Below are 26,674 nucleotides of genomic sequence, written 5' to 3'. Positions count from 1 at the left end.
AGGAATCAAGGAGACGTTCGATGAAGTTGCAGGACAGAGTAGTTGCCGTCACCGGCGGGACCCAGGGAATCGGCCGCGGGATCGCCGAGGCCGCCCTCGCGGAGGGCGCGAAGGTCGCCCTCAACGGCCGATCCAAGGAGAAGGGCGATAAAGCTCTGGCCGATCTCGGCGTCGGCGACCAGGCCGCGTTCTTCCAGGGCGACGTGACCGTGCAGGCCGATGTCGAGGACTTCATCGAGCAGACGGTGGCGACTTTCGGCCGCATCGACGTCCTGGTGAACAACGCCGGCGGTGCGAACGATCTGCAGCCCACCGCGCAGCTGTCCGACGAGGAGTGGAACCTCGTGCTGAACTGGAACCTGAACTCGAACTTCTGGGCGACGCGGCGCGCACTGCAGCACATGATCCCCAACTCCTACGGGCGGATCATCAACATCTCCTCGGTCGAGGGCAAGCAGGGCAAGCCGGTGTTCACCGCTTACGTCGCCGCCAAGCACGCGATCAACGGGATGACGAAATCCATTGCGCGCGAGGTGGGTACACAGGGAATCACGGTCAACGCGATCTGCCCCGGGCTCGTGATCACCGACATCATCAAGAACAACGGCCCGCAGACGGCGGCGGCGATGGGCATGAGTTTCGACGAGATGGTCGACCTGTTCTCGCAGGAATCGTCCATCAAGCGCCCCAACACCGTCGAAGAGGTCGCCGCAATGGCGATGCTGCTCGCCTCCGATGCGGGCGCCGGCATCACCGGTGCCATCCTCAGTGTCGACGGTGGTACCGCGTCGTACTGATCGAGATCGTTGCTCCCTTATCCGAAAGAGCCATACACCCCTTGGTCCCTGAGGTGCGAGGAGCGCTAGCGACGAGCCACGAAGGGCCTGGTGAGGCACCTTGCGAGGCCCTTCGTGGCTCGCTTCGCTCGCACCTCAGGGAGCATGGAGTTTTGGCGCTCACGAGCGTCTTTCGTGGTCCACGACGGCCGCCAGGCCGCGGATGCTGAGGAGCGAGCTTGCGACCGTCACGAGGGGTCTCACCACCTCGGTCGCCGGACCCTTCGTGACGCGCCCTCCGCAAGCTCCGGGCGCTCCTCAGGGAGCGGAGGGTTGGACGCGCCCTCCGCAAGCTCCGGGCGCTCCTCAGGGAGCGGAGGGTTGGTCGGGCCCGTGACCGGCAGACCTCAACTCGACCGATGGACTTCGATCGAGGTCTAGGAGTCGAGTTGAAGTCTGCCGGTCACGAAACGGGGCACTGGGGAATGCTCTGAACCTCAGAACGTCCCGCGTACCGCCCACGCCACGCAGCGGCCGAGGATGGTCCGGTACTCCGGCACCTCCCAGCTCCCCCGCTCGACCCGTCCGAGATCGTCGATACCCAGGTCTTGGACATCGAACCGGCCGCGGCAGTGCCCGAGCGTGAAGTAGCAGACGGTTCCGGCGTCATGTCTCTTGAGATAGAGCACCGGCAGCGGATCGTCGGAGGTGGTGTGTCCCTCCGCGAAACCCGTTGACTCGCCGACAAACCGGGTGTGCGCGAGAACCTCGATCGGCTCGAACAGTTCGCTCACGTAGAGCTCGTCGACGGCATCGAAGGCCTCGACACCGACGACGAGCGGATGGTCGGGGTCGCTGATCTCGACCCGGTACGGCGCGATCGGTGGATGCCCGAGGAATTGACTGCCGACGAGCTGGGGCAACACACCCATGGTGCGTGGCGTGACGTACTTGCTCGGCGACCCGGGCGGCGTCGGCTCGATAGCGGAGTTGGTGGCGTGCAACGCCAGCCATCGACCGCCGCGCGAGAGGAACTCGGTGAGCGACCGCTGCGCAGCCTCGTCCGGAATCCGGTTGCACGTGTAGGTGATCAGCAGATCCGCGTCGTCGATGGCCGGGATCGCAACCGCGTAGTCGTCGAAGACTCGCGTTCGCACCACTTCGTGATCGGCCAGCAGCGTGAGGATCTGCAGTCTCGCGTAGTCGAAGTCGTGCCATTGCCCACCGCAGATGACGACCGCGTCGAGGCGGCCGGCGGGTCCGGACATGTCGCTCCTCGAGATCTCAGGCGTGTGCGTGCAGGGGTTTGCCCGCCAGCGCGAGGTGGGCTTCGCCGAGCGCCTCGGCCTGGGTCGGATGCGCGTGCACCAGGTTCGCGACGTCGTCGGCGGTCGCCTCCCAGTTGTAGATCAGCTGTGCCTCACCGATGAGCTCACCGACCCGATCACCGACGAGATGGATTCCCACGACGGGTCCATCGGACCCGGCGCGGACGAGCTTCACCCCACCCGACGTCTGGAGGATGCGGCTCTTGCCGTTGCCACCCAGGTCGTAGACGGCGGTGGTGACGTCCCCGTGCCTGTCGACGGCTTCGGCCTCGGTCAACCCGATCGACGCAACCTCGGGGTGGGAGTAGGTGACACGTGGAATCCCACTGTCGGCGACCGGCACACAATCGAGGCCGGCCAGTTGCTCCGCCACGAAGATCCCGTTCGCGAACCCGCGATGGGCGAGCTGCGGTCCCGGCACGATGTCGCCGACCGCGTAAACGCCCGGCACAGTGGTCTGCAGCGCATCGTCGACCTCGACGAACCCGCGGTCGAGTCGGATGCCCGCCTCCTCGAGCCCGAGACCGGACGTCCGCGGACCACGCCCTACCGCCACCAGCAGGATGTCGGCGTGCAACGGTTCCGACTCGCCGGCGAGATCGACGGTGACCCCGGCATCGGTCACGCGCGCGGCGGACAGCATGGCCGCGGTCCGAATGGTGATGCCGCGCTTGCGGAACGCTCGGGTCAACTGCTTCGACGACCACTCGTCCTCGGTCGGGACCAGTCGTGGTGCCGCCTCCACGATGGTGACCTCGACGCCGAGCGACGCCCACAGACTGGCGAACTCGCAACCGATCACGCCGCCGCCCAGGACGATCGCCGACCTCGGGATCGAATCCAGCTCCAGCGCACGGTCGCTGGTCATGATCGGACCGCCGATGTCGATGCCCGGCAGGGTCCGCGACTGCGATCCGGTGGCGAGGACAAGGGCCTCACCCCGGTGTCGCGAAGTCCCCCCGTCCGCGAGATCGACTGCGACCGTTCGGTCCCCGACGACGCGGCCGTGACCACGCACCACGCGGATCGCCCGCGATGCGATCAGTCCCTCGAGGCCGCGGTACAGACCGTCGACGACCTTCTGCTTGTACGCATGCACCGCGGTGATGTCGACACCGTCGAGCGAGGCCTTGATTCCGAAATCGGCCGCAGAGTGCACGGAGTCGACGATCTCCGCGGCATGCAGCAGCGCCTTGGTGGGGATACAACCGTTGTGCAGGCAGGTACCGCCGAGCTTGCCGGACTCCACCAGGACGACCGACATGCCGAGCTGCGCGGCGCGCAGGGCACACGAGTATCCGCCCGAACCGCCGCCGAGGACGACGACGTCGGCGGTCTCGGTGGAGTCCGCGCTCATCTCAGAAGTCGAATCGGTTGGTGAAGCCGCCGTCGACGACCAGGTTGGTGCCCGTGATGTGACCGGCGGCGGGCGACGCCAGGAAGGTCACCGCGTTGGCGACATCCTGGGCGGCGGCCAGCTTGCCCAGCGCGGCGGACGACAGCGCCGCGTCATAGAGTTGCGGGCGCTGCTCCTTGATGGTGTCCCAGGGTCCGCCTTCGAAGTAGACCGGACCGGGCGACACCGCGTTGACGCGAATCCCCTTGGCTCCCAGGACACGTGCCTGCGCCGAGGAGTGCTGCAACACGGCGGCTTTGAGCGCGCCATAGCTGTTGGCGGTGGTGATCGGGCCGGCCTCGATGGCCGATGTCGTACTGATGGTGACGACCGACGCGGCCGAGCTCTTCTCCAGGTGCGGTGTCGCCGCCTCGATGAAGCCGACCAGGCTCATCAGATCGACGTTGAAGCTGTTCTCCCACGCCTCGCGCCCCTTGCCGGTCATGGCCGATGCGTTCACGATGACGATGTCGATCCCGCCGAGCGACTCGGCCGCGTCGTCGACGAAGGACGTCACAGCCGCGGAGTCGCCGACATCGACGGACTTCCAGAACACCGTGCCGGACTCGGACAGCTCGTCGGCGACGGTCTTGAGTTGGGCTTCGCCGCGGGCGCAGATGCCCACCGATGCACCCTCGGCGAGGAGGGTCTTGGCGATGGCGAGGCCGATCCCCTTGCTCGCGCCGCTGATGAGGGCGCGCTTTCCGGTGAGGTCGAGATCCATGTCGGGTCCTTCTTCTTTCGGTCGTGCTGGCGGTTCGGGGCTGGTTGTTCTGGCGGGTCGGACTAGAGGTTCATCGCGCCGACGGAGGTCTGGAAGTCGAGCACGTGTGTGAAGTCGTTGACGGACTGCACCGCACGGCGGGTGTCCGCACCGCGCAACACGTTGACCGACGTGTGGTGAACGCGGACCGGCATGTCGAAACCGCTTCCGAGCGCGTCGGCGAGCACGGCATTGATCACCCCGCTGTGGCAGGTGACCACCACGCGCTCGCCGAGGTGCGCGTCGACGATCCGGCCGATCTCGCCGAGCACCCGCGCACGGAAGGCCACCGGGTCCTCCGCGTACGGGAACGGTTCGTAGCTGCGGGTCCTGATGTGTTCGCGGAAGATCCGGGATATCTCGTCGTGCGGAAGGGTCTCGAACGGCGAGTCGTCGGCAGGGAAGGACTGCCACGGCTCGTACTCGGTCAGGGTGTCGCGGACGATCGGTTCCAGACCGTGATGGGCGGCGATGGCCCGGCCGGTGTCGAGGGCCCGGCGCAGCGGCGAACTGTAGACGGCATCGACGCTGTGGGTGGCGAGCCGGTCGGCCACGGCGCGCACCTGTCGCTGCCCGAGGCCGGACAGAGGCGGATCGACGGTCTCGGCTGCGCTGAGCTCCTTGCTCAGCGCCTGCTCGCCGTGGCGGATGAGCACGAGTTCGCACAGTCCGGCCAGCGGCGCGAACGGGTTGTCGAGGTCGATCGAGCGCGCGCGGGTCTGGTTGGGCACGGCTCCAGTGAACCACAAACTAGGTTCTCTATAAAGATACTATCGCGAACCGCCTGCTCAGGTGAACGATCAGACGTCGAAGCTATAGGTCCGAGAGTGTCACATCACACGCTGGCGATGTCGGCGGCGAGCTCACGCACTTCGTCGGAGAAGCGCCGGCGCCCCAGGTTCGCGAGGACGACGTCCTCGGTGAGCCACGACGACGCGGACACCTCGAGGAGGCTGGACAGTGCCGTTGCCGCAGCGGCCTGCTTGGCCTTGGACGTGATGCGGTCCCGCACCCGCAACTCGGCGGAGAAGATCGCGAGCATCTCCAGACGCACCTCCCGGCGCAGCGCCTCGATCGACAGACTCCATCCGGGCGACCGCACGAAGTAGACCAGCGACGCCGCCCGGTGGGCGTCGGTCCACTCGAGAACCGAGATGATCACGTCGCCGAGCGAGGCGTCGGGATCGGCGTCGATCTCCGTGCGCAGTTGGGTGAGCATCTGCTCGGCGAAGATCCGCAGTCCGCCGAGGAGTACCTCCTCCTTGGAGGGATAGTGGTAATACACTGCCGCCGAGGTCATCTGCGCCTCGGCGGCGATGTCGGCGACGGTGACGTCCTCGATCGACCGCATGGAGTACAGGTGCATCGCCGCCTCGACGACGACGTCGCGTCGAGACGGCCGGTGCGCGGCCCGCTTCGCGCCGCTGCCGCCACTCGGAGCGCTCGCCGACGCGCGCCCGGCGTTGCGTCGGCCGGAAGTGCTTCGTCCTGAGGGATTCTTGCCCGCCATGCGATAGATCATGACAGCATCGGGGGCTGCCACGGGCTGTGCCATCCTGATGGCACGCCGTGAACGGAACCGGGAGGTCTGCGCCACGGCGGATCGGGACGGGGAACACGGCGAGGAGGACGTATGGCGAGATCGAGGCGAGACAACGCCCGGCCGGCCGACGGCATGTCGGAGTCGGACGCCGACTGGCTCGGCTGGGATTCGACCCCGGCTGCCGACGACATCGCACTGGCGGCCGCGGATCCGGGGGCGGGCACCGGCCCACAGGAGGACGTCGATCCCGACGCCGCACCCGACATCTCGCCGGTGGAACACGAGGCCGGCGCCGAGGGCGCACCGCCGGACTCACCGGTCCAGAACGGGTCGGGCGCCGGCAACGGCACGACCGCGCACCGTCCGTCGCGGCGGCATCTCATCGTGAAGGCCGCGGTTCGGGTGTTCTCGCGAAAGGGGTTCGCGGAGGCCTCCATCCAGGAGATCGCCACCGAGGCGGGAATGGTCCCGACCGCGGTCTACTATCACTTCGCCAGCAAAGAGGAGCTCTTCGAGAGCGCACTCGGCTATGCGATGGACGCGAGTTCGGCCGCGGCGCAGTCGGCTCGACCGGACGATGTGTCCGCGAGCGCGGACTCGTTCAAGGACGTCGTCGCCGCGGTCTGGGACTGGACCGCCGAGCACCCCAATTCCGCCCGCATGCTGTTCCTGCAGATGGCCGGCGGCGCGACCCCCGGGACACGGCTGCTGACGAAGGAGTACGAGGAACGGCACATCCGACGTGCGTTCGACTACTTCCCGGCCGGTGAGGACCCGCCCAACCGGCGTGCGGCCACCGCACAGCACGCGGCGCGCACCCTCCGGGTCCGGACGATGATCGCGATGACCATCGCCATCCAACCCCTGCGTATCGAGGGTGGGCCGCTGTCGGACATCCCGGTCCCCAGTCTGCGCACCGCGACGACCGACGTCTGCACCAAGATGATCGAAGGCCGCTGACCCGAGCCGAGCCCGTCGAGTAACTTTAATTCCGAAACAGTTACTCCGATGCAGGTTGGACTCGAACATGCGCATCCTCGCGATCACCGGCGGCCACTCCTTCGACCGAGCCGCCTTCGCCGATCTCCTCGACGCCCTTCCCGGTGAGGTCACCTGGCGCGAACATCCCGACGCCGCGATCGGGCCCGACGACCTCGCCGACCACGACGTGTCCCTTCACTACGACATGCCGGGCACCCTGCCCGAACCGTACGACCCGCCGGAGTCGTTGCAGGACTGTCTGCGCGCGGCCCGCGAGACGGGGCACGGATACGTCGTCCTGCATCATGCGATCGCGAGCTGGGCCAACTGGGACGAGTGGGCGGAGTTCGTCGGCGGCCGCTACCTCTACCAGCCCGGAACCGTGCGCGGGACACCGCGCCCCGACTCCGGCTATCGGCATGCGGTCGAGCAGCGGATCACCGTCGAGGACAGCACCCACCCGGCGACCGCGGACCTGCCGGCACATCTCGACCTCGTCGACGAGACCTATCTCTGCGAGGTGTTCGAGGACTCCGTGACGCCGTTGCTGCGGACGAACGCACCGATGACCGACGACGTGCACTTCTCCACCGCACTGGCCATGTCCGGGCGGCGGGATGAACGGGAGGGGTGGCAGCACGCCGAAGGATCGTCGCTGGTCGGCTGGTGTCGCACCAACGGTGCATCCCGCCTGGTCTATCTCCAGCCCGGCGACACCGCGGCCACCCTCGCCCACCCGGACTACCGGTCCCTGATCGCCAACTCGCTCCGATGGGCCGCCCGCTCCCTCTGAACTTTTTTTACATCGAATACAGTTCGATGTGTTGCCGCTCACTCTCGGTGCTACAGTTAGTGAATACGCTGCCAAGTAAGAGGCGCGCCAGCCCCACCGAGGAGAACCCGATGCGTCAGATCCAGCATCCGATGAGTCGAGCCATCTACGAATTCGACGAGGACTTCAACGTCCTCGTGACCACCAAGGACGGCAAGACCGGCACCTTCGACCCCGAAGGCCGGTACCTGCACGGCGAAGTGAAATCCGTCGACCCGGAGATGGCCCGCTGGGTCGGTCTCGGTCCGCGCGAGCCCGTCCCCATCACCCAGAACCGTCGCTTCATGGGCGCTGCCAAGCTCCTGGAGAAGATGCAGGCGGACCGACTCGCCGACGAAGCCCGCAGCAATCGCCTGGCCGAAGGAGGCAAATTGTGACCGAGATCGACACACGCACCCCCGGATCGTCGGCATCCGACGACGAGCAGGCCGACTACGTCGCCAGCTACCAGCGACTGCTCGACACCGACACCCACCCGATTCCGCAGGTCCTGCGCGAGGAGACCCACGACCTCTTCGAGGACCAGAACTTCGTCCCCGTCTCGCGCTACATCAGCCGCAAGTATCACGAGCTCGAACGAGATCGTATGTGGTACAAGGTCTGGCAGATGGCGTGCCGCGAAGAGGAGATCCCCGAGCCCGGCGACACGCACGTCTACGAGATCTGCGACAAGTCGATCCTCGTCGTGCGCGGCAAGGACATGTCCATCCGCGCGTTCTACAACTCGTGCCTGCACCGCGGCCGGATGCTCCGCGAGGAGAGCGGTCCCGCGGGCAACGACCTGCGTTGCCCGTTCCACGGCTTCTGCTGGAACCTGGACGGATCGCTGAAATCCATGACGTGCGAATGGGATTTCCCCCACGTCGACAAGGATGCGATGAACCTTCCGCAGGTCAAGGTCGACACCTGGGGTGGCTTCGTCTTCATCAACATGGACCCGCAGTCGGAGTCGCTTGCCAGCTTCCTCGGCGACCTGGGCAAGCACTTCGAGGCCTGGCCGCTGGAGGATCGCTACATCCAGGCGCACGTCGCGAAGGTCATCGACGCGAACTGGAAGATCGCCCAGGAGGCGTTCTCGGAGGCCTTCCACGTCATCACCACCCACCCGCAACGTGTTGTGGGGACCGGGGATTCGAACAGCCAGTACGACTCGTGGGGCAACTTCAACCGCGGGATCACCGCCAACGGCGTGCCCAGCCCGCACATCAAATTCACCCCGAGCGAGCAGGAGATGTTCGACTCGATGGTGGATGCGCGCATCGACGAGGACCCGATGGTCACCCTGCCCGACGGTGTCACCGCGCGCGAGATGTCCGGCCTGCTCGCCCGCGAGGGGCTCCGCGACGTCATCGGTGATGTCAAGGCGGACAACATGTCCGACGCCGAGTCACTCGACAGCATCTACTACACGGTGTTCCCGAACTTCCATCCGTGGGGTGCTTACCAGCGCATCGTCTACCGGTTCCGGCCGAACGGCGACGACCACAACACCTCGATCATGGACGTCTACCTGCTGGCGCCGTTCACCGGGCCGCGCCCGCCGGCCGCGAAGGTGCAGTGGCTGACGCCCGAACAGACCTGGATCGACGCCACGGTCCTCGGCAGCTCGGCCCGCGTGTTCGACCAGGACGCGTACAACATGCCGAAGGTGCACCGCGGCCTGAAGACCACCACTCAGAAGTACCTGCCGATGGCGGCGTACCAGGAACTCAAGATCCGCCACATGCACCACCTGCTCGCGAAGTGGGTGGGCGAGGAAGTCGACTGATCCCCCCGTCGTCGATGATCTCGACTCGGCGCTGCGACTTCGGATGAAGCCGCAGCGCCGACTTCGTCAGTACCCGTCGACTGTGCACTCGCCGCTGGTTGAGCTCCCCCCACTGGTCGAGCTGCCCCCCGTTGATTGAGCCGCCCCTCGCTGGTTGAGCTCCCCCCGCTTATTGAGCTCCCCCCGCTGGTTGAGCTTGTCGAAACCACTCCCTGCTGATCGGCATGATGGTGGGTGTGTTGATGATGACGCTCGTGCTCGTTGTCGGGGCCGCGGCGGCCGGGTGCGCGATGACGGCGGCGTACGTCTACCTGCGGCCCGGTGACGACCATGTGCGCGCCGAACGGCTCGCCCGGCGGTGGCTGATCGCGACGGCGGTCCTCGGTGTCACCTCGCTCTGCCTTCGATTCGGATGGCTGCTGTTCAATTGAAGCCCGGGACGGAAGCCTCACAGCGCAGAGTGCGTGGTACCGATCGGTCGGTCCGGCGCCGGGAAGCGATGCTGCTGACCGCGACCACCTCGACGATGGTCCTGCTCGTTCTCGACTCGAGCATTCTCGGCGTCATGTTGCCCACGATGATGCGAGATCTGGACCTCAGCATGAGCCAGTCGTCGTGGCTGGTGTCGGTCTATCTGCTGATGCTCGCCGTGTTCGCCCCGGTGGGCGGACGACTCGTCGACGCCCACGGTGCCGCGACGATGTTCCGTGTCGGGATGGTCGGCTTCGTCGCGGCGTCGACGATGATCGCCGTGGTGCCGTCCTTCGAGGCGGTCGTCGCGGGTCGCGCGCTGGCCGGCGTCGCCGGCGCGGCGCTCATGCCCGCGACCCTCGCACTACTGATCCAGACCGTCGACGAGACGAGGCGGCCGGGCGCGATGGCGGTCTACACGGGTGTCGGCCAAGGATTCGCACTCATCGGGCCCGCCGTGGGCGGGGTGTGTGCTCAGTTCCTGACCTGGCAGGTGGGTTTTCTCGTCAACGTCCCCGTCGGGATCGCCTCGGTGGTTCTCAGCTATCTGGCCCGCCCGCCGGCCGGCACGCGCGCCCCGCAACCGTGGGATCTGCCCGGCCTGACGTTGCTCGTCATCGGATTGGGCGCGGTAGTCGCCGCGCTGCTGCAGGGACCCGCATGGGGGTGGCCATCGCCGGCGGTACTCGCCCTGTTCGCCGTGGGTGTCGCCGCGCTGGCGCTGTTCCCGCTGGCGACGCGACGCGCCGCGGTACCCGCGCTCGACATCGGCCTCCTGCGGAATCGGGACTTCGCAGTCCGCACAACGGCTCTCGCCGCGATCGGTTTCGCCATGACCGCCGCAACGGTCTACGGTGCGGTCGCGCTGCAGGAAGCCATGCACCTGGAGCCCGTCGAGTCGGGGCTCGCGCTCCTGCCGCTCGTGATCCCGCTGCTGGCTGCCACCCGCCTCGTCGGCGCGCGGTACGAGCGTTACGGACTGCAGCGGGTCGTGGTAGCGGGGAGCCTGTGTCTGGCCGCCGGAATGGTCACCGTGGCTGCTGGTTTCGCGGTGTCCTCGGTGACGGTCATCGCGGTCGGACTGGGCCCCGTCGGCGTCGGAATCGGTGCTCTGCTCAGTCCGCTCACCACCGCGACCGTCGCATCCGTCCCGGCCGGACAGCAAGGTCAGGCGTCCGGGGTCATCACCACCAGCCGTCAGATGGGTGCCATCCTCGGCGTCGCGGTGTTCGCGGGGCTGCTCGCGGCGTACCCGGGTCGCTTCGGGACCGCGATCGGCTTCCTTGTCACCGGCGCGTTGCTCGTCATCGTTACGATCGCCGCTGCTCTCATCTCGTCGGGCAGGGCCGCGGGGTGAGGCATTCGTGCCGGTTTCCGGTACGAAAGCCTCATTCTGCTCAGCCGTCCCCGAACAACCGGGCAGTGATGAGCGGACGGCTCGGCTTCCCCTGCTCGGTGACCGGAACCTCGTCGACGACCTCTAGCGAGATCTCGCCCGCGAGCGGGAGGGCCGTTCGCAGATTCTCGGTGAGCTCGGCGATGGTCGGCGTGGCGTCTGGATGGAGCACGACGACCGCCCCGAAAACCGCGTCGACGTCACCGGGCGCAGGCACCGCCACGGCGTAGCGAACCCCCGGCTGGGAGCACAGCGCCTCCTGGATGTCCACCGGGAAGACAGAGCCCGCGTCGGTGAGCCGACGATCGTCGGCGCGACCTCGCACGAGCAGGTAACCGTCTTCGTCGAACAACCCGACGTCGCCCGTGCTGAACCAACCGTCGTCCGTGAAACCGGAGTGTGGCGGAGTGAAGCTGTACCCGTGGGCCTGTGCCGATGTCCGGACGTGGATGATGCCCTCCTCGAGAGGTGGACAGAGTCGTCCGTCGCCCGTCCGGATCTGCACCTCTGTCGACGGCGACGGCACTGGTCGCCCCGAGGTCGCGAGATGCGGCGAGTCGACACTGTAGTCCGGCCCGGTGAGCATGCTCACCACCCCGAATTCGCTTGCACCGTATGGGTTGACGAGTATCGATCGCCCCACCCGACGCAACAGTCGGCGGCGCAGCGACGACGCCGCATCGGCGCCGACATGACTGATCCCGACGACGGAGGAGAGGTCGGCGCCGGCGAGGTCCTCGCTGTCGAGCAGCTCGACGAGGAGGGGTTCGACCAGAGCCAGGTGCGTGATCCGCTCGTCGGCGATCGCCCGCAGGACTGCCGCCGGCGCGTATCCGTCCTGGAGGAACACCTGACCACCGCCGAGAAGGACTGTGTCGACGAGGGTCTGGGCGATGTAGGCCAGCGGGGTGCAGATCAGCTGCCGCCTGCCGGGCGTCGGGCCGAGGTCGACCAGCCGACGATATTCTCCATGCGTTCGGACACTGGCCTTCGAGACACCGGTGGTCCCTCCGGTGGCGACCAGAACGCATTCGTCGTCGGACGAGACTTGTCCGGCATCCGGACCGGCGCCGTCGAGTCGGGACCGCACCTCCGTCAGGAGATCCGGCAGGCCCGGAACCCTGCCGACCGCAAGCACATTCGTGCCAATCGAACCCCCTACCGATGCGGCCGTACTCGGAAAGACGATCACCGCGTCCGCCCCGATGCGCGACAGGAACACCTGCAATCTCGCAGGTGATCCCGCGTCGGGGCAGTACACGGTGGACGCACCGAGGAGCGCCGCAGCGTAGCGGACCGCGATCGCCTCACCCGTTGCGGGCGCGACAAGTGCGACACGATGTCCCCGTCGCACACCGTGAGTGACAAGGGCGGTCGCGAGACCGTGGATGAGTTCGAGGAGTTCACCACCGGTGATGCGCTCTCTGGCGTCGGCCAGGACCACATCGCCCGAGTCGTGTCGGAGCCGTTCCTCGATGTCGTGCACGTAGGTCGAGAAGCCTTCGGTGTCGGTCACTAGGCGGTTCCCGGATGTCAGCGGATGATGCTGTGCGGGACAAGCGGTCCGATGGCGAGCGGGGGCAGCACCCGGACCCCGAGCATGATGCCATCGCACAGCAGGGCCGTCGGTGCGCCCGTGGTGCAGACGTAGTTCGAGCGTTTGTCCCAGTTGTCGCAGTAACCCTCGAAGCAGTAGGTCAACCCGTCGGCGGACTTGCTCCACGGGGGCGTCTGAGGCTTGGGCACGTTCACCGGCTCGGCTCCTGCCATGCCCGCTCCGAGAGTCGCTCCGCCCGCGGCGAGGAGGGCGATCGCGGCGGCTTTGGCGAGGGTCTTTCTCGTCTTCATCGGATGTCCTGTCTTGTGGGGATCGGTGAGACAAGCATGTCGATCCGGCCGGCCGCAGTCGTCTGCGCAATGACGTAGGTTTCGGTGCCATCCCGCATCGGACGCCCGCCCGACAAGGCGAATCGAGCGGCAGGCCAGAAGTGCGGATGCACCGCACGGCGTTGACATACGATCCTGACCAGCCGCTTTCCACGACTCGTCCCGACAGATTCGGAGCACCATGCGACTCGGACTACACGCTCTGGGCATCGGGACCGGGGCACGCCGCGACATCATCGACGCCGTGGCCCGCGAAGCCGAGGCTCGCGGTTTCCGCACACTGTGGTGCGGCGAGCATGTTGTGATGGTCGACGACCCGGCGTCGCCGTACCCGTACACCCCCGACAAGAAGATCGCGGTTCCCGCCGAAGCGGACTGGCTCGACCCGACGATCGCCCTCTCCTTCGCCGCCGCGGCCACCACCACGATCCGGCTCGCCACCGGGGTGCTGCTGCTCCCCGAACACAACCCGGTCATCATGGCCAAACAGGCGGCGTCGCTCGACCTTCTCAGCGGGGGACGACTGACCCTCGGCATCGGAATCGGTTGGTCCCGTGAGGAATTCGACGCCCTGGGGGTGCCGTTCGCTCGACGAGGTGCCCGGACCGACGCCTACGTCGACGCGATGTGCGCGCTCTGGCGAGACGAGATCGTCACACATCGCTCGGAATTCATTGCCTTCGAGAACATCCGGGTCAATCCGAAACCGACGGCGGGCCGGATTCCGCTCATCGTGGGCGGCAACAGCGATCAGGCGTTGCGCCGGGTCGTCGGCTGGGGTGACGGCTGGTACGGCTTCAACCTCGACGACGCCGACGCGGTGGCCGACCGGATCCGCACGATCGACCGGTTCTGCCAGGAGAGCGGACGCGACCGTTCTGCTCTCGATATCGCTGTCGCGCTGCGAAATCCGGCTCCCGCCGACCGCGCCGGTCTCGACGCTCTCGGCGTCGACGAACTGGTGCTGGTGGAGTCACCGCCCGCGGAGACCGACGCGGTGCCGGGATGGCTGGACGAGCTGGCGGGGCGCTGGGCGGTCTGAGGCGGACGGAACTAGCGCGACCACCGTTCCGGCTCCTCACGCAACAAACGCGCACGCCCCTTGCGGCGATAGCGGTGGATCTGGACGGCGCCCAGCCCCCAGAGCATGAACTGCGCCGACATCGCCCAGGTGAACGCCTCCGCCGGGTATCCCGCAACACCGTCCGGGGTTCGCCAATCGAGGATGAGACCGACCAGACCGGCGAGGATCAGACTCGCGAGAAAGCCCGCCTGATTGATGATCCCCGTGGCGGTACCGGCCCGTGAGTCCGGGTTGGACGTGCGGCCGAGATCGAAACCGATCGTCGACGCCGGGCCGCCCATCCCGCAGATCACCACCAGGATGACGAGCAGCCAGAACGGCGCTCCCCCGGGCCATGCCAATACCACCGCCCAGGCTGCCGCGATGCTCCCGACCACCAGCAGCACCACCGTCGACCTCTGCCACGGCCATCGAGTGATCAACCACGCGAAAATGGGCCCGAAACAGATGAAGGCGAACACCATGATCGTGAGGAGTGAACCCGCGCCGGCGGGACTCATCCCCTGGCCCTCGACGAAGAACGGGTAGCCCCACAGCAGACCCATGACGGTGGCGCTGAAATGGGTCGTGAAGTGCATCCAGAAACCCAGTCGCGTGCCGGGATGTTCCCAGGAGTCGCCGAGGTTCCGCCGGATACCGGCGAACCCGAGCATCGGACCCGACACCGACCGGACCGCCACGGAATCGCGCACGACGACCAGTGCGACCACGAGCAGGACGGCGCCGATCCCAGCGGTGGCCAGGTACGCACGACTCCACCCGAAGGTGGACAGTGCCCAGGTCATCGGTATGGCGGCCGTGACCGCGCCGAGTTGGCCGAGAACGCCGGTGAGCTGCGTCATCAGCGGGATTCGCCGCGCCGGGAACCATCTCGTCACCAGTCGCAGGACACAGACGAAGGTCATGGCGTCGCCGACCCCGACGAAGAACCGGGATGACAGGGCCCACGCGTAGTTGTCCGCGAACGCGAAGCTGATCTGGGCAAGCGTGAGGATAAGCGTTCCGCTGAGGAGTACCCGACGGGGACCGAACCGGTCGACGACGAGCCCGACCGGCACCTGCATCAGCGCGTACACCAGCAGCTGGAGCACGACGAACGTCGACAACTGCGACGCGCTGATCTCGAAACGCTCGGCCGCCAGCAGGCCGGCAACGGCCAACGACGAGCGCTGCAGCACCGCGACGAAGTAGACCGCGACGCCGACGACCCAGATGGTCATCGCCTGCCGCGAACTGAACGGCGAGGTCACCTGTGGACCCCGCTGGCGGGCCGAACCACGGATACTCTTTCGATCACCTAACTATTGTCGGGTAAGGCGCGAACAGGTCGCGAGTGCCCTCGGAACTGCGCCATCACTCCGCGGGTAGGCCGAACCCGAGCTTGAGCAGAGCGGTCCGGAACTTCGACTCATGCTCGGGTTGGACACCCAAGAATCGGTCTCCGAGCAGACCGCACAGCTGGCGAGTCCTGCGGTCAGAGGCGATGAGCATCGCTGTGGCCGGATCGGCACACTCGATCACGCGAAGATGTCCGCGGTCGATGAGTTGCGCTCCCCGCCGGCGGACATCGTCTATCAAAGTGGTGAGCGTCGAAGGCAGTTCGTGTTCGGCGCGACGATGTAGGAAGTCGGTGAACTCTGTCAGGTCGCGCCCTGCCCCGAGGGCTGCTGTCAGGGTGCTCGGCGACACGTTCCAGGTGTGGTCGGCGGTTTGGGTGGCGAAGGCGGCGAGCGTGAGTCTCTCGGTGTGAGTGATGCCGCGGAGAACCGCGATGTCGAGGTTTGGCAACACCGTCAACTGCGAGATCTCGGCGGTGTCGCCGGCCGGGCTGAAGGTGTCGACGAGGCCCAACGCATAGGCGCCGAGCGGTGTCAGCCGGATTCGTCGAAGACCGTCGTAGCGGCTGAGGGTGTCGAGGTGGTCGCTCCCCCAATTGCTGTGATAGTCCGTGCGGGCGCCGACTGGATCTCGGTAGTCGAGATCGAACAGGCCCAGCGTGCCAGCGCTGAGCACGTTGGTGCCACGCTGCCCCTTGATCGCCTCGACCCGGCTGAACTCATCGATCGCCCCGTGCGTAAGCCATCTGCGCCACACGCCGAGGATGACCTCCTCTGAAGGTTTGCGCAGCGCTGCACGACCTTTCGGTGTCACCGTGAGGCGAGTGCCGTCCAGTTTGGCCTGACTTCGGTCAGGTTAGTGCGCACCGCGGATTGCGGTGATGAGCTTCTGCAGGTCGTCGGGTAGCGGGTCGGCGGCGGTGATGGTGTGGGCGCCGGCTTTGATCTGCACGGTGCGGTAGCGGCGGGTGGTGGTGACGAACTTCTTGATCGACCAGCCAGAGCGTTCCTCGATGACGCGGGTGATCGCGAGGGCTGCGAACACGATGGTCAGGTGGGCTTCGATGGAGTCGCGCGTGTGGTGGAAGATCGGCCGGGCCGCGAGGTCAGATTTCGACATCCGGAAGCTCTTCTCGATCCGCCACAGATGATGGTAGGAGCCGATCACGAATTCCGGTGTCGGGGAATCAATGTTGGTGGCGTAGGCCTTCCAGCCGGCCAATGTGCGGGCTTTGGTTTCGAGTTCACGGTTGACGCTTTTGTCCGCGCCTTTGAGCGTGACGAATCGGTTGCGCTTGATCGGCGCTTTGCCGGCAACAGCGTTCTCAGCTTTGGCGACCTGCTCGTTGATGCCGCCCACACTGCGCCGAGCCCGGTCAGCGCTGTATTTGTAGTAGACGACGTGGTCGCGGCGCTTGTTCTTCGACCCCGCCGGAAACGGCTGGGTCAGCACCAGTCCGTCCGGAGGTGTGGAATCGGGATTGTTCTTGTGCCACTGTGCAATCAAGTACGGGATTGTTGGGATCCTCTCGCCGAGGATGAACGACAGCCCGGCGGCCTCGATGGCTTTCTTGTTGGCGTCGGAGATCATCCCGGCATCGGCGACCACGGTGATGTCGGACAGGTGGTGGGCTGCCATGAACGCCCGCAGGGTGGGCAGCATGGTGGCGGTCTCGGCCCGGTTGCCCTCGAACGCTTCGATCATCAGCGGAAACCCGGTCGCGTCGGTGAGCAGGCCGACGGTGATCTGCGGCTCAAGGCGACGTTCTTTGGAGAATCCGGGCTCGCGGAACCCGTCGGCCTTGTCGGTCTCGAAATACAGCGTGGTGACGTCATACAAGATAAGGCTCGCCGGTCCCAATCCGGCGCGCGCTGCGCATGCCGCGGCAAGCCCGCGACGGAACTCCACGGTCGCGTACTGCGAGAGTCGGCGCGTCAGACTGCGATAGGACATGGTGTCCACGCCAACTTCCTCGAGTACTCGCAGTGAATCCAGCTTGCTGGTCGGTTCAATGATCCGGGCCAGCACCAGATCCCGAAACACACTGTCTCGCTTTGCTGCTGACTCGAATCCGAGATCGACGTAGACCGCGGCCAGGGTGTCCCACAGGACCTGCATCCGCGACGACTGGATCGGCAGCGGCCCCGAAGCGGCGGCGAGACCAAGATCGAGTTCGGTCTGCCCTGCGGCCAACCGCTTGGCGGCGACCTCCTTCAACGCCGTCAGCTCGGCCTCGGTGTGCGCCGAGCCGATGTGCTCGATGTTGCGTGATCCGCGCCGGTTCGAGTGCACGATTTGCACCGCCGTCGCTCCCGACGCTGTCTTCACCGTGCGTACATACGCCACCTAGGCAGCCCACGGACCAGCCCTTAGTGCACAAATTTCGACCACGAGACACCCAAACCCGCAGGTCAGAGCTTCGTTAATCCCGCGGACCCTCCAACTTGTCCTAAGTCAGGTCTGAAGGTTTGCGCAGCGCTGCACGACCTTTCGGTGTCACCGTGAGGCGAGTGCCGTCCAGTTTGGCCAGCCCGGCGGACTGGACGAGCAACGGCCAGGCGAACGCGGCGATCGCCTCGTCGGCATAGAAGTCGCCGTTGACGAGGTGGCCGGCGACAATCTTCACCGTTGCCGCCGACGGGCGCCAGGTCTTCGCACTGCACTTGAGTTGCCCCGACGCGCAGAGCTCCAAGACCGCGCGCATGTTGGCCAGCGCGTCTTGTTCGGTCAATCGAACTCGCGTACCGACATCGGTGCTTGCATGCGCCACTTTCACACTTCTCGAATTGGATCGACGGGGCTCTTGCCGTCTTGCCGTCGGCAGCGAGCCTCAGCGAACATCCAGTCAGTTGCTCCGGGCCGCCAGTGCCTCGGCTCCATCGTCAGCGGGAACGAGGTCGTGTAGGTTCCGATCAAACTTGTCGTTCAACGTCCTCTCGACCAGCGGCTTTCCGATCGGTGTCGGAACTGGATTCCGGCCAAGTGTCGGAGTCCTTATGTACTGCGACAGATTCCGGCACCCAATTCGTCACAGTGGCGAATCGGATGCAGCACCCCCGCGGTCCTGAGATCTTGGTCGCGACGAATGCAGGTCGAGTTGCCCAACCCCAAGAAATGGCCGACAACGTTCGAACTCGTGGTGCCGATGGCCAACTGGATCTACACCCCTCCAACTCCAGTACCCCACGGCCAAGAAGAGTGGCACATATCAACCGGACCGATTCACGGGGAACACGCCAGTTGATGCAGGGCGGGTCGAACAAGGATTACATGATTCTCGGAGAAAAGAACTTCTTCTGTGCGGAAGGTCTGGGTCGACCAAGAATCAATTCAAAACTGCTTGATCGCTATTGATGGGACTGAAACCGCTCGCATCATGGCATTGGTTTCGATAGTTTATGTTGACCTACTATGCGTTGTAAGCGAGCCATACAGTGACACCAATACCAATGCAGGTTAGGACCAGAACAGCTATCGTGATCCACATACTTGCCCTGGCAACCCTCAGGCTTGACCGAGCAAGCCCACGGCTTTCCTCCGCTACTCCTAAAGCGCGGCTAGCAGTATTGCTTTCTGCGGTGATCGCGGACCGCAGCGTGACACTCGTTGTCGCATCGTCGATCCGGTCTGCAGCGTACTTGAGGAGCCTGTCGATTCCTAGCTCACTTCTAAGACCCTGCATAAAAAGGCGCGTAAAGCCGTGATCAACCAACCTGGCGGGATCAATTGATTCAGTCAGGAGTGCGACGTGACGCCGTGCAGAGATAATCCCTTGGAGCGCGTCATTTGGATCGACATTTGCAACTCCTCGGATTGTCTCATCATCTTGAAGATATCGAAGCAAAGAAGTGCTCTGTGCGAGTCTTGATAAGTAGTACTCAATAGAGAATAGGATATCGCGACGATACTCGTTTAGTGAGTTACTCTGGTCCCAGAACTTCTCATTAGCGATCAGTGATGCCTTCCTGTCAGTCAAGAAAACCTCGTCTGATCGGTAGCCTATGTTCTTTGCCCTCAACGAAGATAGATACTCGGGACGATAGAGTCTGTACCAGTCCGCAGTATTGAGCATTCCGGCTACTTCTGGAGTATCCAGGACTTGAGCAGCCGACAGAGTCGCTGACTCTTGCATTAGGTCTCCGAGGACGAGGAGCATATGAGTTCTTGCTGTGCGTTGGAAATCATCTGAGGTGCTAAGGACTGCACAATCTTCAGACACCGGTACCCCGAATATCGCTGTCAGTTCATCTTTTCGCTCGGCGGTCCATCGTGCCACCTGTATCTTACAATTATCCCAGGCGAGTTTGCCCAAGTTGTCAAGAATATCGATTACCCGATCAACGTCCAGTCCTGATGGCCAGTTGGCGGAGGTTCGACTATCTATCTCGTATTCAACCGTGTATGTCACCACGAGCTCTCGATAGAGATGGAATTCTGATGACATAAACTTACAAAGTGAGAGATTGCTACCGGGGTCGTCATCCAGTGTGGTTCTGCTGTCTGCGGCTTTTCGCCCATTGTACTCATGTGGAGCATGATCAAGAACGAAGGGCGAATCACTGGCTAGGAATGTCTCGTTCCACACTGCTTTACCGCGCTTGGCAGTGGCCTGCTCCATCCATGCCCGTACCCTGCGCGCAAACTTCTCGGTGCCTCCAAGCCGCGACACATCGTCATGCTTTGTAGGGTCAGCCTCCTGATCCGTACGAAGCCGGGCTAGGTTCTCCCACGGAATCCTCTCGCTAGCCAGGAGCGTGAGATCCACTGCGAACACGAAATAGACTCCGAGACGCGGAACCGTCCTCTGGAAGTGGGTGCCGTCAGGCACCGCTCTGGCGGCGTCGCGCTCAGCGTTCTTGCTGTCCATTTAGTTGGTTAACCTTCTTGCGTTTGGTTAGTTGGTGAAATAGCTAACCCGTAGCGGTCAGATTGACGCGAAGGGTTGAACGGGAGACGGCTGACAGTTTCGAATAGATGCGGGCTTCGAACATCTCCGACAGTAGGGTAAAAGTCTCCGTCTAGATCACCTAATGTGCCGTAGAGCGCGCCATCGGAACGCACCATGGCATAGGTTCCCTTCTTATCTTGAGATGAGATAGCACGGATATTAATTGAGCTGGCACGATTGAGTTCTGAGAATGTTTCATCGAAACTAGTGTCAGATATGTGCAAACGATCCCAGCTGACCTTCGCATCCCCAATCTGGACAAGTTCTTGTATGCCCCACTCGCCGAGGTGTGAATAGGAAGCGAGTAGCGACCTGAGCGTAGTCAACTCGGTAACGTTCTGACGGGTCACAACGGTCCTGACTCGGAAACTCACACCACGCTGCTCCAGCCAATCCATCGCATGACATACGCGCAAGAAGTTTCCCTTTCGGCCGCGGAGCGCATCGTGAGTTGATGCGAGACCATCAAGGGAAAGCGCGACGCTATCGGCGAGAAGTAAAGCCTCCTCCACCGCGTCGCTCCAAATATCTGCATTTGTTTGAATTTCGACAAAAAGCCCGCTTTCCTTGGCAGTTCGACACAAGGTTGGCAAATCTCTCCGTAGCGCGGGATCGCCACCCGCGAATACAAGATCTCGCGCACCCCCATAGGCAATCAGTTGCACCAGCTCCACCGCGTCGTCGCCGCGTAGCGGAACACTCCTGGTTCGGTAGCAGAAACTGCAACTTAAGTTACATTGGGACCAACACTCCCAATGCACTCGAACAATATCGAACCGACGAAACGAATTTACGCAGCGAGTGCAACCAGCAGCAACACATGACAAGTCTTTACCACTCAGAGCGTGGTCAATTTTTTGGCTAATAGGTAGAACGTCACTCATTATTCCCGCCTGTCATGCGCCGGTGCTTGTTAGAAAAGAGGTCTGGATTATCCTCCATTCGTCTAACAAAATGCTCGTTTATGATCGGCTTCGCGGCACGGACCTCTTGTCGAGTCTTCATCCAGACGCCAGGAGTATCTGAAATATGGCCGATTATTTCCGCTCCAGGCACCCTGTTAACAAGCCGTTCGGCCTCTTCCAGACTGTGCGACCGCAGTATGTAGAGGATTGCCCAATCGCCAACGCCGAAAGCAAGATCTGTCGGGTCGAATCGTTTTAGGCTTGCGTATTTTAGAGCAAACTGGTGAAGCGGAAGCGATGAAGAATAAATTACCGCGCCGAACTCTCCTCGGAGCACATTGGCGGCGTCGTAGAGGCCATCGCTGAGGTCCATGCCTGCCACGATACCGGGGAGACGAAGGAGGTTCGCTGCAATCTCGGTCTTTGCGTGGGGGTAAGCCAAGTAGTCGATGAGCTCCTGGTTCCCGTCGCCGGGGCGATCGATTCCCTCATCTGTCAAAAGGGAGTGCGCGCCTTCAAAACCGCCTAGTTCTCCGACAAGAACTAAGTAGTCGCCGGGTAGGCTTCCATGCCGTCCGATAGCTTGACTGCGGCTGACGACGCCAATGGCAGCTGCTACAACTTCGGCTGCTCGTCCCTCCTTGGTATCTCCCCCGACGAGTGTGATTCCGTGCTCTAAACAGGACTCTAGGCATCCGGCGACGATCATGTCGGCATCGTGCACTCGGAATGATCTCGGAAGTATGAGGGAAAGGAGAAGTGATTTTGGAGTCCCACCGACTGCGAGTATGTCACTCGCGCACGTAGTTACAGCGAGGCGGCCCCACAATTTGTAATCACACCAGCCGCGACTGGTTGCAACTGGGTGCGCGGCACGATCAATTTTCATGACCAGTACGTCGTCAGACCCAGTTTCTAAGTCGACGATGGCCGCGTCGTGTCCGAAACCGTTCAGGAGTCCGGTGCCCACGGGTAGTTGCGGCAACAGCTTCCTTAAGTAGCCCTTCTCCCCGACGTCGGCTAGCGTATCTCCGCTGGAGTTTTCGGTGTCCGACACTTGATACCCGTTGCTACGTCGACTTCGGTGTGTGGCGATGGCACGGCGGCGACTGTGGAGTGTGTCGCGTCAGCATAGAATGACACTAGTCGGTAGATTGCTCCTGCAGCAACGTGGGGCGGGAGATGTTCGAGAAACTGCGGACTGTCGCTTCGAAACTCTCGGCGAGCAAGTCAGTACCCGGCAGGAGACCGCGGCGTGGAATGTGCGGGCTGTGGGCCACCACCGCGTTGAAACCGCTGTACCGTGCGTGCCTGCCACGTCGCCGCGCCGGGCCGCCGCGTTGTTGAGTCTGGCGACCGCCAGCCGGGATTTCATGCGTGAGTCGATGCTGTAGCCAACGATCCGGCTGGAGAACACATCTTTGATCGCGCACACGTACAGCTTGCCCTCGGTGCTCGGTGCTATCGCTGAGCCACAACTGATTCGGCATCTCGGCTGCGAACTCACGCTGGACGAGGTCATCATGCACCGGCGGTGCGGGTACGGCTGGGCACAGCGACTCCTTCCAGGCCCACCCCACGGCAAGCCAGATCAAGATGTCACCTCCACGTGCGGCAGTCTCTTCTACAATGCTGGAGGCACACGGCAATGGCAATGATCTCGCTCATCGACTTCGAGACCACCTCATCGGCAAGTCAGGCCACACAGTACGGGATGGTAGCCGGAGCCAAGCGGTTGGTCGTCACAGCATGCCGCTCTTTGCAGTGGACCTTGTCGGCAGCCGAGCACGCTTTGACCCGCTGTCTCGCATCGTCGGAAAGCCTCGCGTCTTCCCATGATGATCGTGGAACGCATCAGCGCCACCCGCTCGTCGCTACCGATAGAAGACGCGCGCCGATAGCGGAGCTTCATCCCCTTGTGGTCGCATTTGGGTGCGGCTGCATCGTCTGTCATTGCGAACACCACACCTTGAGGGGCGCATTGATGGTGGTTCTGACGTAAGTCTCGACCGCGGCAAGGAGATCGGATTGCTGTTGGCTCAATTGCGACGAGCTTAGTCCGGGTTGAACAATCACTATCTCCATTCGCCTTCGATGGACCTGCGCTTGGGCCTGAAGCTGAAGCAGACGAGCTGCATCCCCGGCTTCAAACGGGCTGACTCCCGTGCGCTGGTGCTTTGCTTGAGCGCGACGCGCGAGCTGCTTGAAGAACGGGCCGAGATCGCTGCGCCTCCATGCCACCGACTTCTGAGCCTGGCCGCAGACTTCATATAGGTCGGCCACTCGCGCGCCTGGCGTGACATCACTTGAGTACTTGCAGTGGAGGAGACGGACGAGTAGGCCCTCGTCGTCTAGCCTCATTGCGACGATGTCCGCGATCTCTCCTGGACCATCGTCGTCGATCACTACGTCCCATCCGTCAGCGTCGGCAAGCGTGTCTCTGATCGCTCGATATTGAATCGAGTGGCCGAGTTTATTGGCTTGCTGCGATTCGACTTTGATGTCCGTGCCGGACCAGTCGACCACAACGAGATTGTTGGAATCGAATGGTGCACGGTCCCCCCGCGGCCGGTAGAGAAGCCCACCTTCGACGATCCAGTCGTTATTGAGCAAGAAGACTAGGCCGGCCCGGTTCAGCCAGGTGCTGAGCGGCAATTCCGAACGCGGTCGAATCACTTGAATGTCCTCTGCGCTGGTGCAGGAGTACGTCACGTCGCCTTCCATGCTCACTGCCGCTTCGTAGGACACAGTCCACGCGCGGTTGGAAATCGCGAACTTGAATGGTCCCGTTGTGCTCGACGTGTCTGGAATGAGGTCGCAATAGACCGCCTCGATGGTCTTGTCTTCGTAGGTGAGCTTCATACTCTCCGCGTTCTGGGTGTGAAGCTCCCACGGCCACTCGACGCCGAGAAGTACTCCCTCTGGCCGGCCGTCCAGTGGTTCGGGGAGTATGAAGTTTCCGATGACATGGTCGATGGTGAGTGTGTCGTCGAGGAGCTTTGTGCCGATGGCATCGCACCAGTCGCACCATTGCTTCAGACTCGTCGCCGTTGAGTGCGACCAGATTCGACCCTTCTGGGACGCACTGATGTTGACGCGCTCTCCCTCGCGGAAACCCGATCCAGAGATGTTGGTCTGGGTCTTAGTACCGGCCTCGGCGGCGGTGAAACTCTCGGTGACGTCGGAGCCGACGTGCATCGAGAATCGACGAAACTGACTTCGAGCATCGAGAACGCCGACGTTCGTGGGCACAAGGCGCTGGACGTCACCCATTACGCGGTAGACCTGACTTCCGTTGAAGCGCATAGCTCCTGGGCCAAGAACAGCCTCCGCGAGCTCTTCGAAGACCCCGTCGTTGGCCGAGTTGTTGACGTAGAACAGCCTGCGCTCGCTATCGAAGTACAAGACATACAGCTCGTAACCAATCTCGTCGAGCGTCTTGAGATCGCCCCAGCGGACCGGGATTCGACGCTCGACAACGCACCAAGCGACACCAGCCTGTGCGTTCAGGCCAATTGGATTGGTGAGCAGCGACTCCTCGCCGAAGTAGCCAACGATTGCGTCAGTGTTCCACTGTGATGTCGGCGCTCTGTAGACGACAGCACTCATCTTCGGGAGCAGGCTTCGGAGCGCGACCTCGTCCGGCAGGCTTCCGAATCCGGCCTCAAAATCGCTGACGTCCTGCTGTTCATCGACGGCAGCCTCGGAGATGTCTCGGAGTAGGAGGTTCCAATCCGCGTCCTCGGCGTAGAGGCTTCGCAAGCGCACATCGGGCTCAAGTTCTGTTCGAGCGACGAACATTGCGGCGGCGCCGAACTCGCCACCAGAAGACGTTCGCGCAAAGCGGCCGATGAACTGCAGGGTGACGCCCAGACTCTTATGCGAGTCATGGACAGCGGCGACTTTCAACGCGGGGAGGTCGAATCCCTCGCCGAGCATGTCGACGCAAACTACTATGCGGGACTCTCTAGTCTTCAATGCGTCGACAGCTGCGCTGCGGCTTCTCGCCTTGAGGGTGCTGTAGATGACTACTGGTTTGAGGTCAGATGCCGCTTCTGCATAGAGGGCCCGGATCGCCACCGCACGCGGAATGCTCTTGACCCGCGCCATCAAGATGTGGTCTTTGCCTTCTCCGAGATCTGCCCGCAGTCTTGTGACAGCTTCGGCAGCCAATGCCCCATCTGGGTTCTCGAAGTCAACGACCGACTTGAAGTCGATCTCCGAGAAGTACCCCTGCGCTTGGGCTTCGCGGAGTGGGAAGGAGTAGATGATCCGGCCTTGCAGGTGTTTGCCGTCCTCACGGAAGGGTGTAGCCGTGAATTGAATCACGGGTTTGCCGGCGAAGGCTGACCGGATGTCAGTCCAGGTCGAGGCGGCAACGTGGTGGGCTTCGTCTACGAACAGATGGCTGAACTGGGCGAGAAATGCCGCTCGCACCTCTGAAGTTGATGAGTGAAGAGCAGAAGGGGTGCTCACGACGACGTTGCAAGCCTGAGCAAATGCAACAGCGTCGCCTTCTGCGGAGAACTGATGGCCGACGCGACCAACGACCGGGCGGATTGCGCGAGACGCGACGATGCCGAGTTCCTGGAGCACTCCAAGCCGGTCGAACTTACCCGCGATCTGTTCTCGCAGCGCGTCTGACGGAACAAGCACAAGCAGACGTCTGGGGCGTGCTGTCACAAGGAGGCCGAGCATGGTCTCGGTCTTCCCGGTGCCCGTCGGCATCACGACGGTCGCGGGTTCGGGCCGTTTCGTGGTCCAGTACCCCAGCACCGCGTGGATCGCTCCCAACTGGGGCGAACGAAGACCTACCTCGCCCTCACTAGGGTCCTCCAGCCGCAGTGCACCACGGTAACTATCGAGGACCTCGGCTGAATAGTTGCGCGGTAGCGGGCCAGGCCTGTTCCAGGTCGCGCCTCGCACGCGGTCGCCAGCCTTCGTCCCGACCGACAACCTGAGCCACAGATCGTCGGCCGCGAGTGGCTTGTCTACCGTCGAGGCGGGCCAGGTACCGAACACATTTGACACCTCCAGGGCGCCTGCGGTTTCCGAAACGCTTGTGAAGGTCGAAGCCGGTACCAGGAGTTGGCGGGCAATGTTGTCGTCAACAATTAGCGGGGCCGACCATTGATCGGCACTGCGCCACACCTTGGCGTTCTGCCCTTGCTCCATCCCCGCTCAGCTCTCGTCAGAACATGGCCGCCGCTCGCCACGCGGTCAGAACCCACGCCTCATCGAAACGTACAGGTCAGGAT

The 26,674-nt window shown here is 63.6% G+C and carries 23 protein-coding genes and 1 pseudogene; 8 read left to right on the top strand and 16 right to left on the bottom strand.

Going from position 1 to position 26,674, the window contains the following annotated elements; genetic code table 11:
• Positions 1-20 precede the first annotated feature (20 nt).
• Positions 21-797 carry an SDR family NAD(P)-dependent oxidoreductase gene (locus Q9R39_RS20655; protein WP_311278085.1) on the top strand — a complete coding sequence of 259 codons (777 nt, stop codon included), beginning with the start codon at positions 21-23 and terminating at the stop codon, positions 795-797.
• Positions 798-1,273: 476 nt separating this feature from the next.
• Here the strand turns inward: Q9R39_RS20655 and Q9R39_RS20650 are convergent, their stop codons facing one another.
• The 5 genes from Q9R39_RS20650 to Q9R39_RS20630 all read right to left on the bottom strand — a co-directional run bounded on the left by Q9R39_RS20650 (position 1,274) and on the right by Q9R39_RS20630 (position 5,806).
• Positions 1,274-2,044: a ThuA domain-containing protein gene (locus Q9R39_RS20650; protein WP_311278084.1), complete on the bottom strand. Its 771-nt coding sequence runs from the start codon at positions 2,042-2,044 to the stop codon at positions 1,274-1,276.
• 16 nt (positions 2,045-2,060) lie between these two features.
• Positions 2,061-3,461 (bottom strand): dihydrolipoyl dehydrogenase, encoded by a 1,401-nt coding sequence (gene lpdA, locus Q9R39_RS20645; protein WP_311278083.1) that lies wholly within the window; start codon positions 3,459-3,461, stop codon positions 2,061-2,063.
• 1 nt (position 3,462) lies between these two features.
• Positions 3,463-4,224 (bottom strand): SDR family NAD(P)-dependent oxidoreductase, encoded by a 762-nt coding sequence (locus Q9R39_RS20640; RefSeq protein ID WP_058252853.1) that lies wholly within the window; start codon positions 4,222-4,224, stop codon positions 3,463-3,465.
• Positions 4,225-4,286: 62 nt separating this feature from the next.
• Entirely contained in the window at positions 4,287-4,994 is a 708-nt protein-coding gene (locus tag Q9R39_RS20635; protein ID WP_311278082.1) for a histidine phosphatase family protein, read from the bottom strand.
• A 104-nt stretch (positions 4,995-5,098) separates the two neighbouring features.
• Positions 5,099-5,806: a TetR/AcrR family transcriptional regulator gene (locus Q9R39_RS20630; protein WP_223259032.1), complete on the bottom strand. Its 708-nt coding sequence runs from the start codon at positions 5,804-5,806 to the stop codon at positions 5,099-5,101.
• A 90-nt stretch (positions 5,807-5,896) separates the two neighbouring features.
• Here Q9R39_RS20630 and Q9R39_RS20625 point away from each other — a divergent pair, with 90 nt between their 5' ends.
• The 6 genes from Q9R39_RS20625 to Q9R39_RS20600 all read left to right on the top strand — a co-directional run bounded on the left by Q9R39_RS20625 (position 5,897) and on the right by Q9R39_RS20600 (position 11,215).
• Complete coding sequence (locus Q9R39_RS20625) at positions 5,897-6,766, top strand: TetR/AcrR family transcriptional regulator (RefSeq protein WP_083229472.1); 870 nt, start codon at positions 5,897-5,899, stop codon at positions 6,764-6,766.
• A gap of 67 nt (positions 6,767-6,833) precedes the next feature.
• The gene (locus Q9R39_RS20620; RefSeq protein WP_311278081.1) at positions 6,834-7,580 is read left to right on the top strand and encodes a ThuA domain-containing protein; all 747 of its coding nucleotides are present in this window, start codon (positions 6,834-6,836) and stop codon (positions 7,578-7,580) included.
• Between the two features lie 110 nt (positions 7,581-7,690).
• Positions 7,691-7,996, top strand: a complete 306-nt coding sequence (locus Q9R39_RS20615) for a hypothetical protein (RefSeq protein WP_058252858.1) — start codon at positions 7,691-7,693, stop codon at positions 7,994-7,996.
• A complete protein-coding gene (locus tag Q9R39_RS20610) occupies positions 7,993-9,387 on the top strand; it encodes an aromatic ring-hydroxylating dioxygenase subunit alpha (protein WP_311278080.1) in 1,395 nt (464 codons plus the stop codon). Before Q9R39_RS20615 ends, Q9R39_RS20610 begins: the two co-directional genes overlap by 4 nt.
• Positions 9,388-9,629: 242 nt before the next feature.
• Positions 9,630-9,818 carry a hypothetical protein gene (locus Q9R39_RS20605; protein WP_311278079.1) on the top strand — a complete coding sequence of 63 codons (189 nt, stop codon included), beginning with the start codon at positions 9,630-9,632 and terminating at the stop codon, positions 9,816-9,818.
• A 29-nt stretch (positions 9,819-9,847) separates the two neighbouring features.
• Positions 9,848-11,215 (top strand): MFS transporter, encoded by a 1,368-nt coding sequence (locus Q9R39_RS20600; protein ID WP_311278078.1) that lies wholly within the window; start codon positions 9,848-9,850, stop codon positions 11,213-11,215.
• Positions 11,216-11,255: 40 nt separating this feature from the next.
• Here the strand turns inward: Q9R39_RS20600 and Q9R39_RS20595 are convergent, their stop codons facing one another.
• Together Q9R39_RS20595 and Q9R39_RS20590 are read right to left on the bottom strand one after the other, a co-directional pair.
• A complete protein-coding gene (locus Q9R39_RS20595) occupies positions 11,256-12,770 on the bottom strand; it encodes a class I adenylate-forming enzyme family protein (RefSeq protein WP_311278077.1) in 1,515 nt (504 codons plus the stop codon).
• Between the two features lie 17 nt (positions 12,771-12,787).
• Positions 12,788-13,102: a hypothetical protein gene (locus Q9R39_RS20590; protein WP_311278076.1), complete on the bottom strand. Its 315-nt coding sequence runs from the start codon at positions 13,100-13,102 to the stop codon at positions 12,788-12,790.
• A gap of 220 nt (positions 13,103-13,322) precedes the next feature.
• On the opposite strand from Q9R39_RS20590, the gene Q9R39_RS20585 reads away from it, so the two are divergent.
• The gene (locus tag Q9R39_RS20585; protein WP_311278075.1) at positions 13,323-14,183 is read left to right on the top strand and encodes an LLM class F420-dependent oxidoreductase; all 861 of its coding nucleotides are present in this window, start codon (positions 13,323-13,325) and stop codon (positions 14,181-14,183) included.
• A gap of 11 nt (positions 14,184-14,194) precedes the next feature.
• On the opposite strand, the gene Q9R39_RS20580 is transcribed toward Q9R39_RS20585, so the two are convergent.
• From Q9R39_RS20580 to Q9R39_RS20540, 9 genes and pseudogenes are all read right to left on the bottom strand, one after another.
• Positions 14,195-15,475, bottom strand: a complete 1,281-nt coding sequence (locus Q9R39_RS20580; RefSeq protein ID WP_311278074.1) for an MFS transporter — start codon at positions 15,473-15,475, stop codon at positions 14,195-14,197.
• A 103-nt stretch (positions 15,476-15,578) separates the two neighbouring features.
• The gene (locus Q9R39_RS20575) at positions 15,579-16,376 is read right to left on the bottom strand and encodes a helicase-associated domain-containing protein (protein ID WP_311278073.1); all 798 of its coding nucleotides are present in this window, start codon (positions 16,374-16,376) and stop codon (positions 15,579-15,581) included.
• Positions 16,377-16,418: 42 nt separating this feature from the next.
• The gene (locus Q9R39_RS20570) at positions 16,419-17,864 is read right to left on the bottom strand and encodes an IS1634 family transposase (protein WP_311278072.1); all 1,446 of its coding nucleotides are present in this window, start codon (positions 17,862-17,864) and stop codon (positions 16,419-16,421) included.
• Between the two features lie 148 nt (positions 17,865-18,012).
• Positions 18,013-18,294: a hypothetical protein gene (locus Q9R39_RS20565; protein ID WP_311278071.1), complete on the bottom strand. Its 282-nt coding sequence runs from the start codon at positions 18,292-18,294 to the stop codon at positions 18,013-18,015.
• Between the two features lie 678 nt (positions 18,295-18,972).
• A complete protein-coding gene (locus Q9R39_RS20560) occupies positions 18,973-20,430 on the bottom strand; it encodes a hypothetical protein (RefSeq protein WP_311278070.1) in 1,458 nt (485 codons plus the stop codon).
• Between the two features lie 8 nt (positions 20,431-20,438).
• Complete coding sequence (locus tag Q9R39_RS20555; protein ID WP_311278069.1) at positions 20,439-21,395, bottom strand: radical SAM protein; 957 nt, start codon at positions 21,393-21,395, stop codon at positions 20,439-20,441.
• The gene (locus Q9R39_RS20550; RefSeq protein WP_311278068.1) at positions 21,388-22,473 is read right to left on the bottom strand and encodes an AIR synthase related protein; all 1,086 of its coding nucleotides are present in this window, start codon (positions 22,471-22,473) and stop codon (positions 21,388-21,390) included. Before Q9R39_RS20550 ends, Q9R39_RS20555 begins: the two co-directional genes overlap by 8 nt.
• 252 nt (positions 22,474-22,725) lie before the next feature.
• A pseudogene (locus tag Q9R39_RS20545) lies at positions 22,726-22,957 on the bottom strand (DDE-type integrase/transposase/recombinase); the annotation flags it as partial.
• A 409-nt stretch (positions 22,958-23,366) separates the two neighbouring features.
• Complete coding sequence (locus Q9R39_RS20540) at positions 23,367-26,591, bottom strand: DEAD/DEAH box helicase family protein (protein WP_311278067.1); 3,225 nt, start codon at positions 26,589-26,591, stop codon at positions 23,367-23,369.
• Positions 26,592-26,674 lie beyond the last annotated feature (83 nt).

Source organism: Gordonia sp. AC31, from assembly GCF_031844505.1.
Lineage (GTDB): Bacteria > Actinomycetota > Actinomycetes > Mycobacteriales > Mycobacteriaceae > Gordonia > Gordonia hongkongensis.
This window is presented reverse-complemented; position numbering and strand designations above follow the sequence as displayed.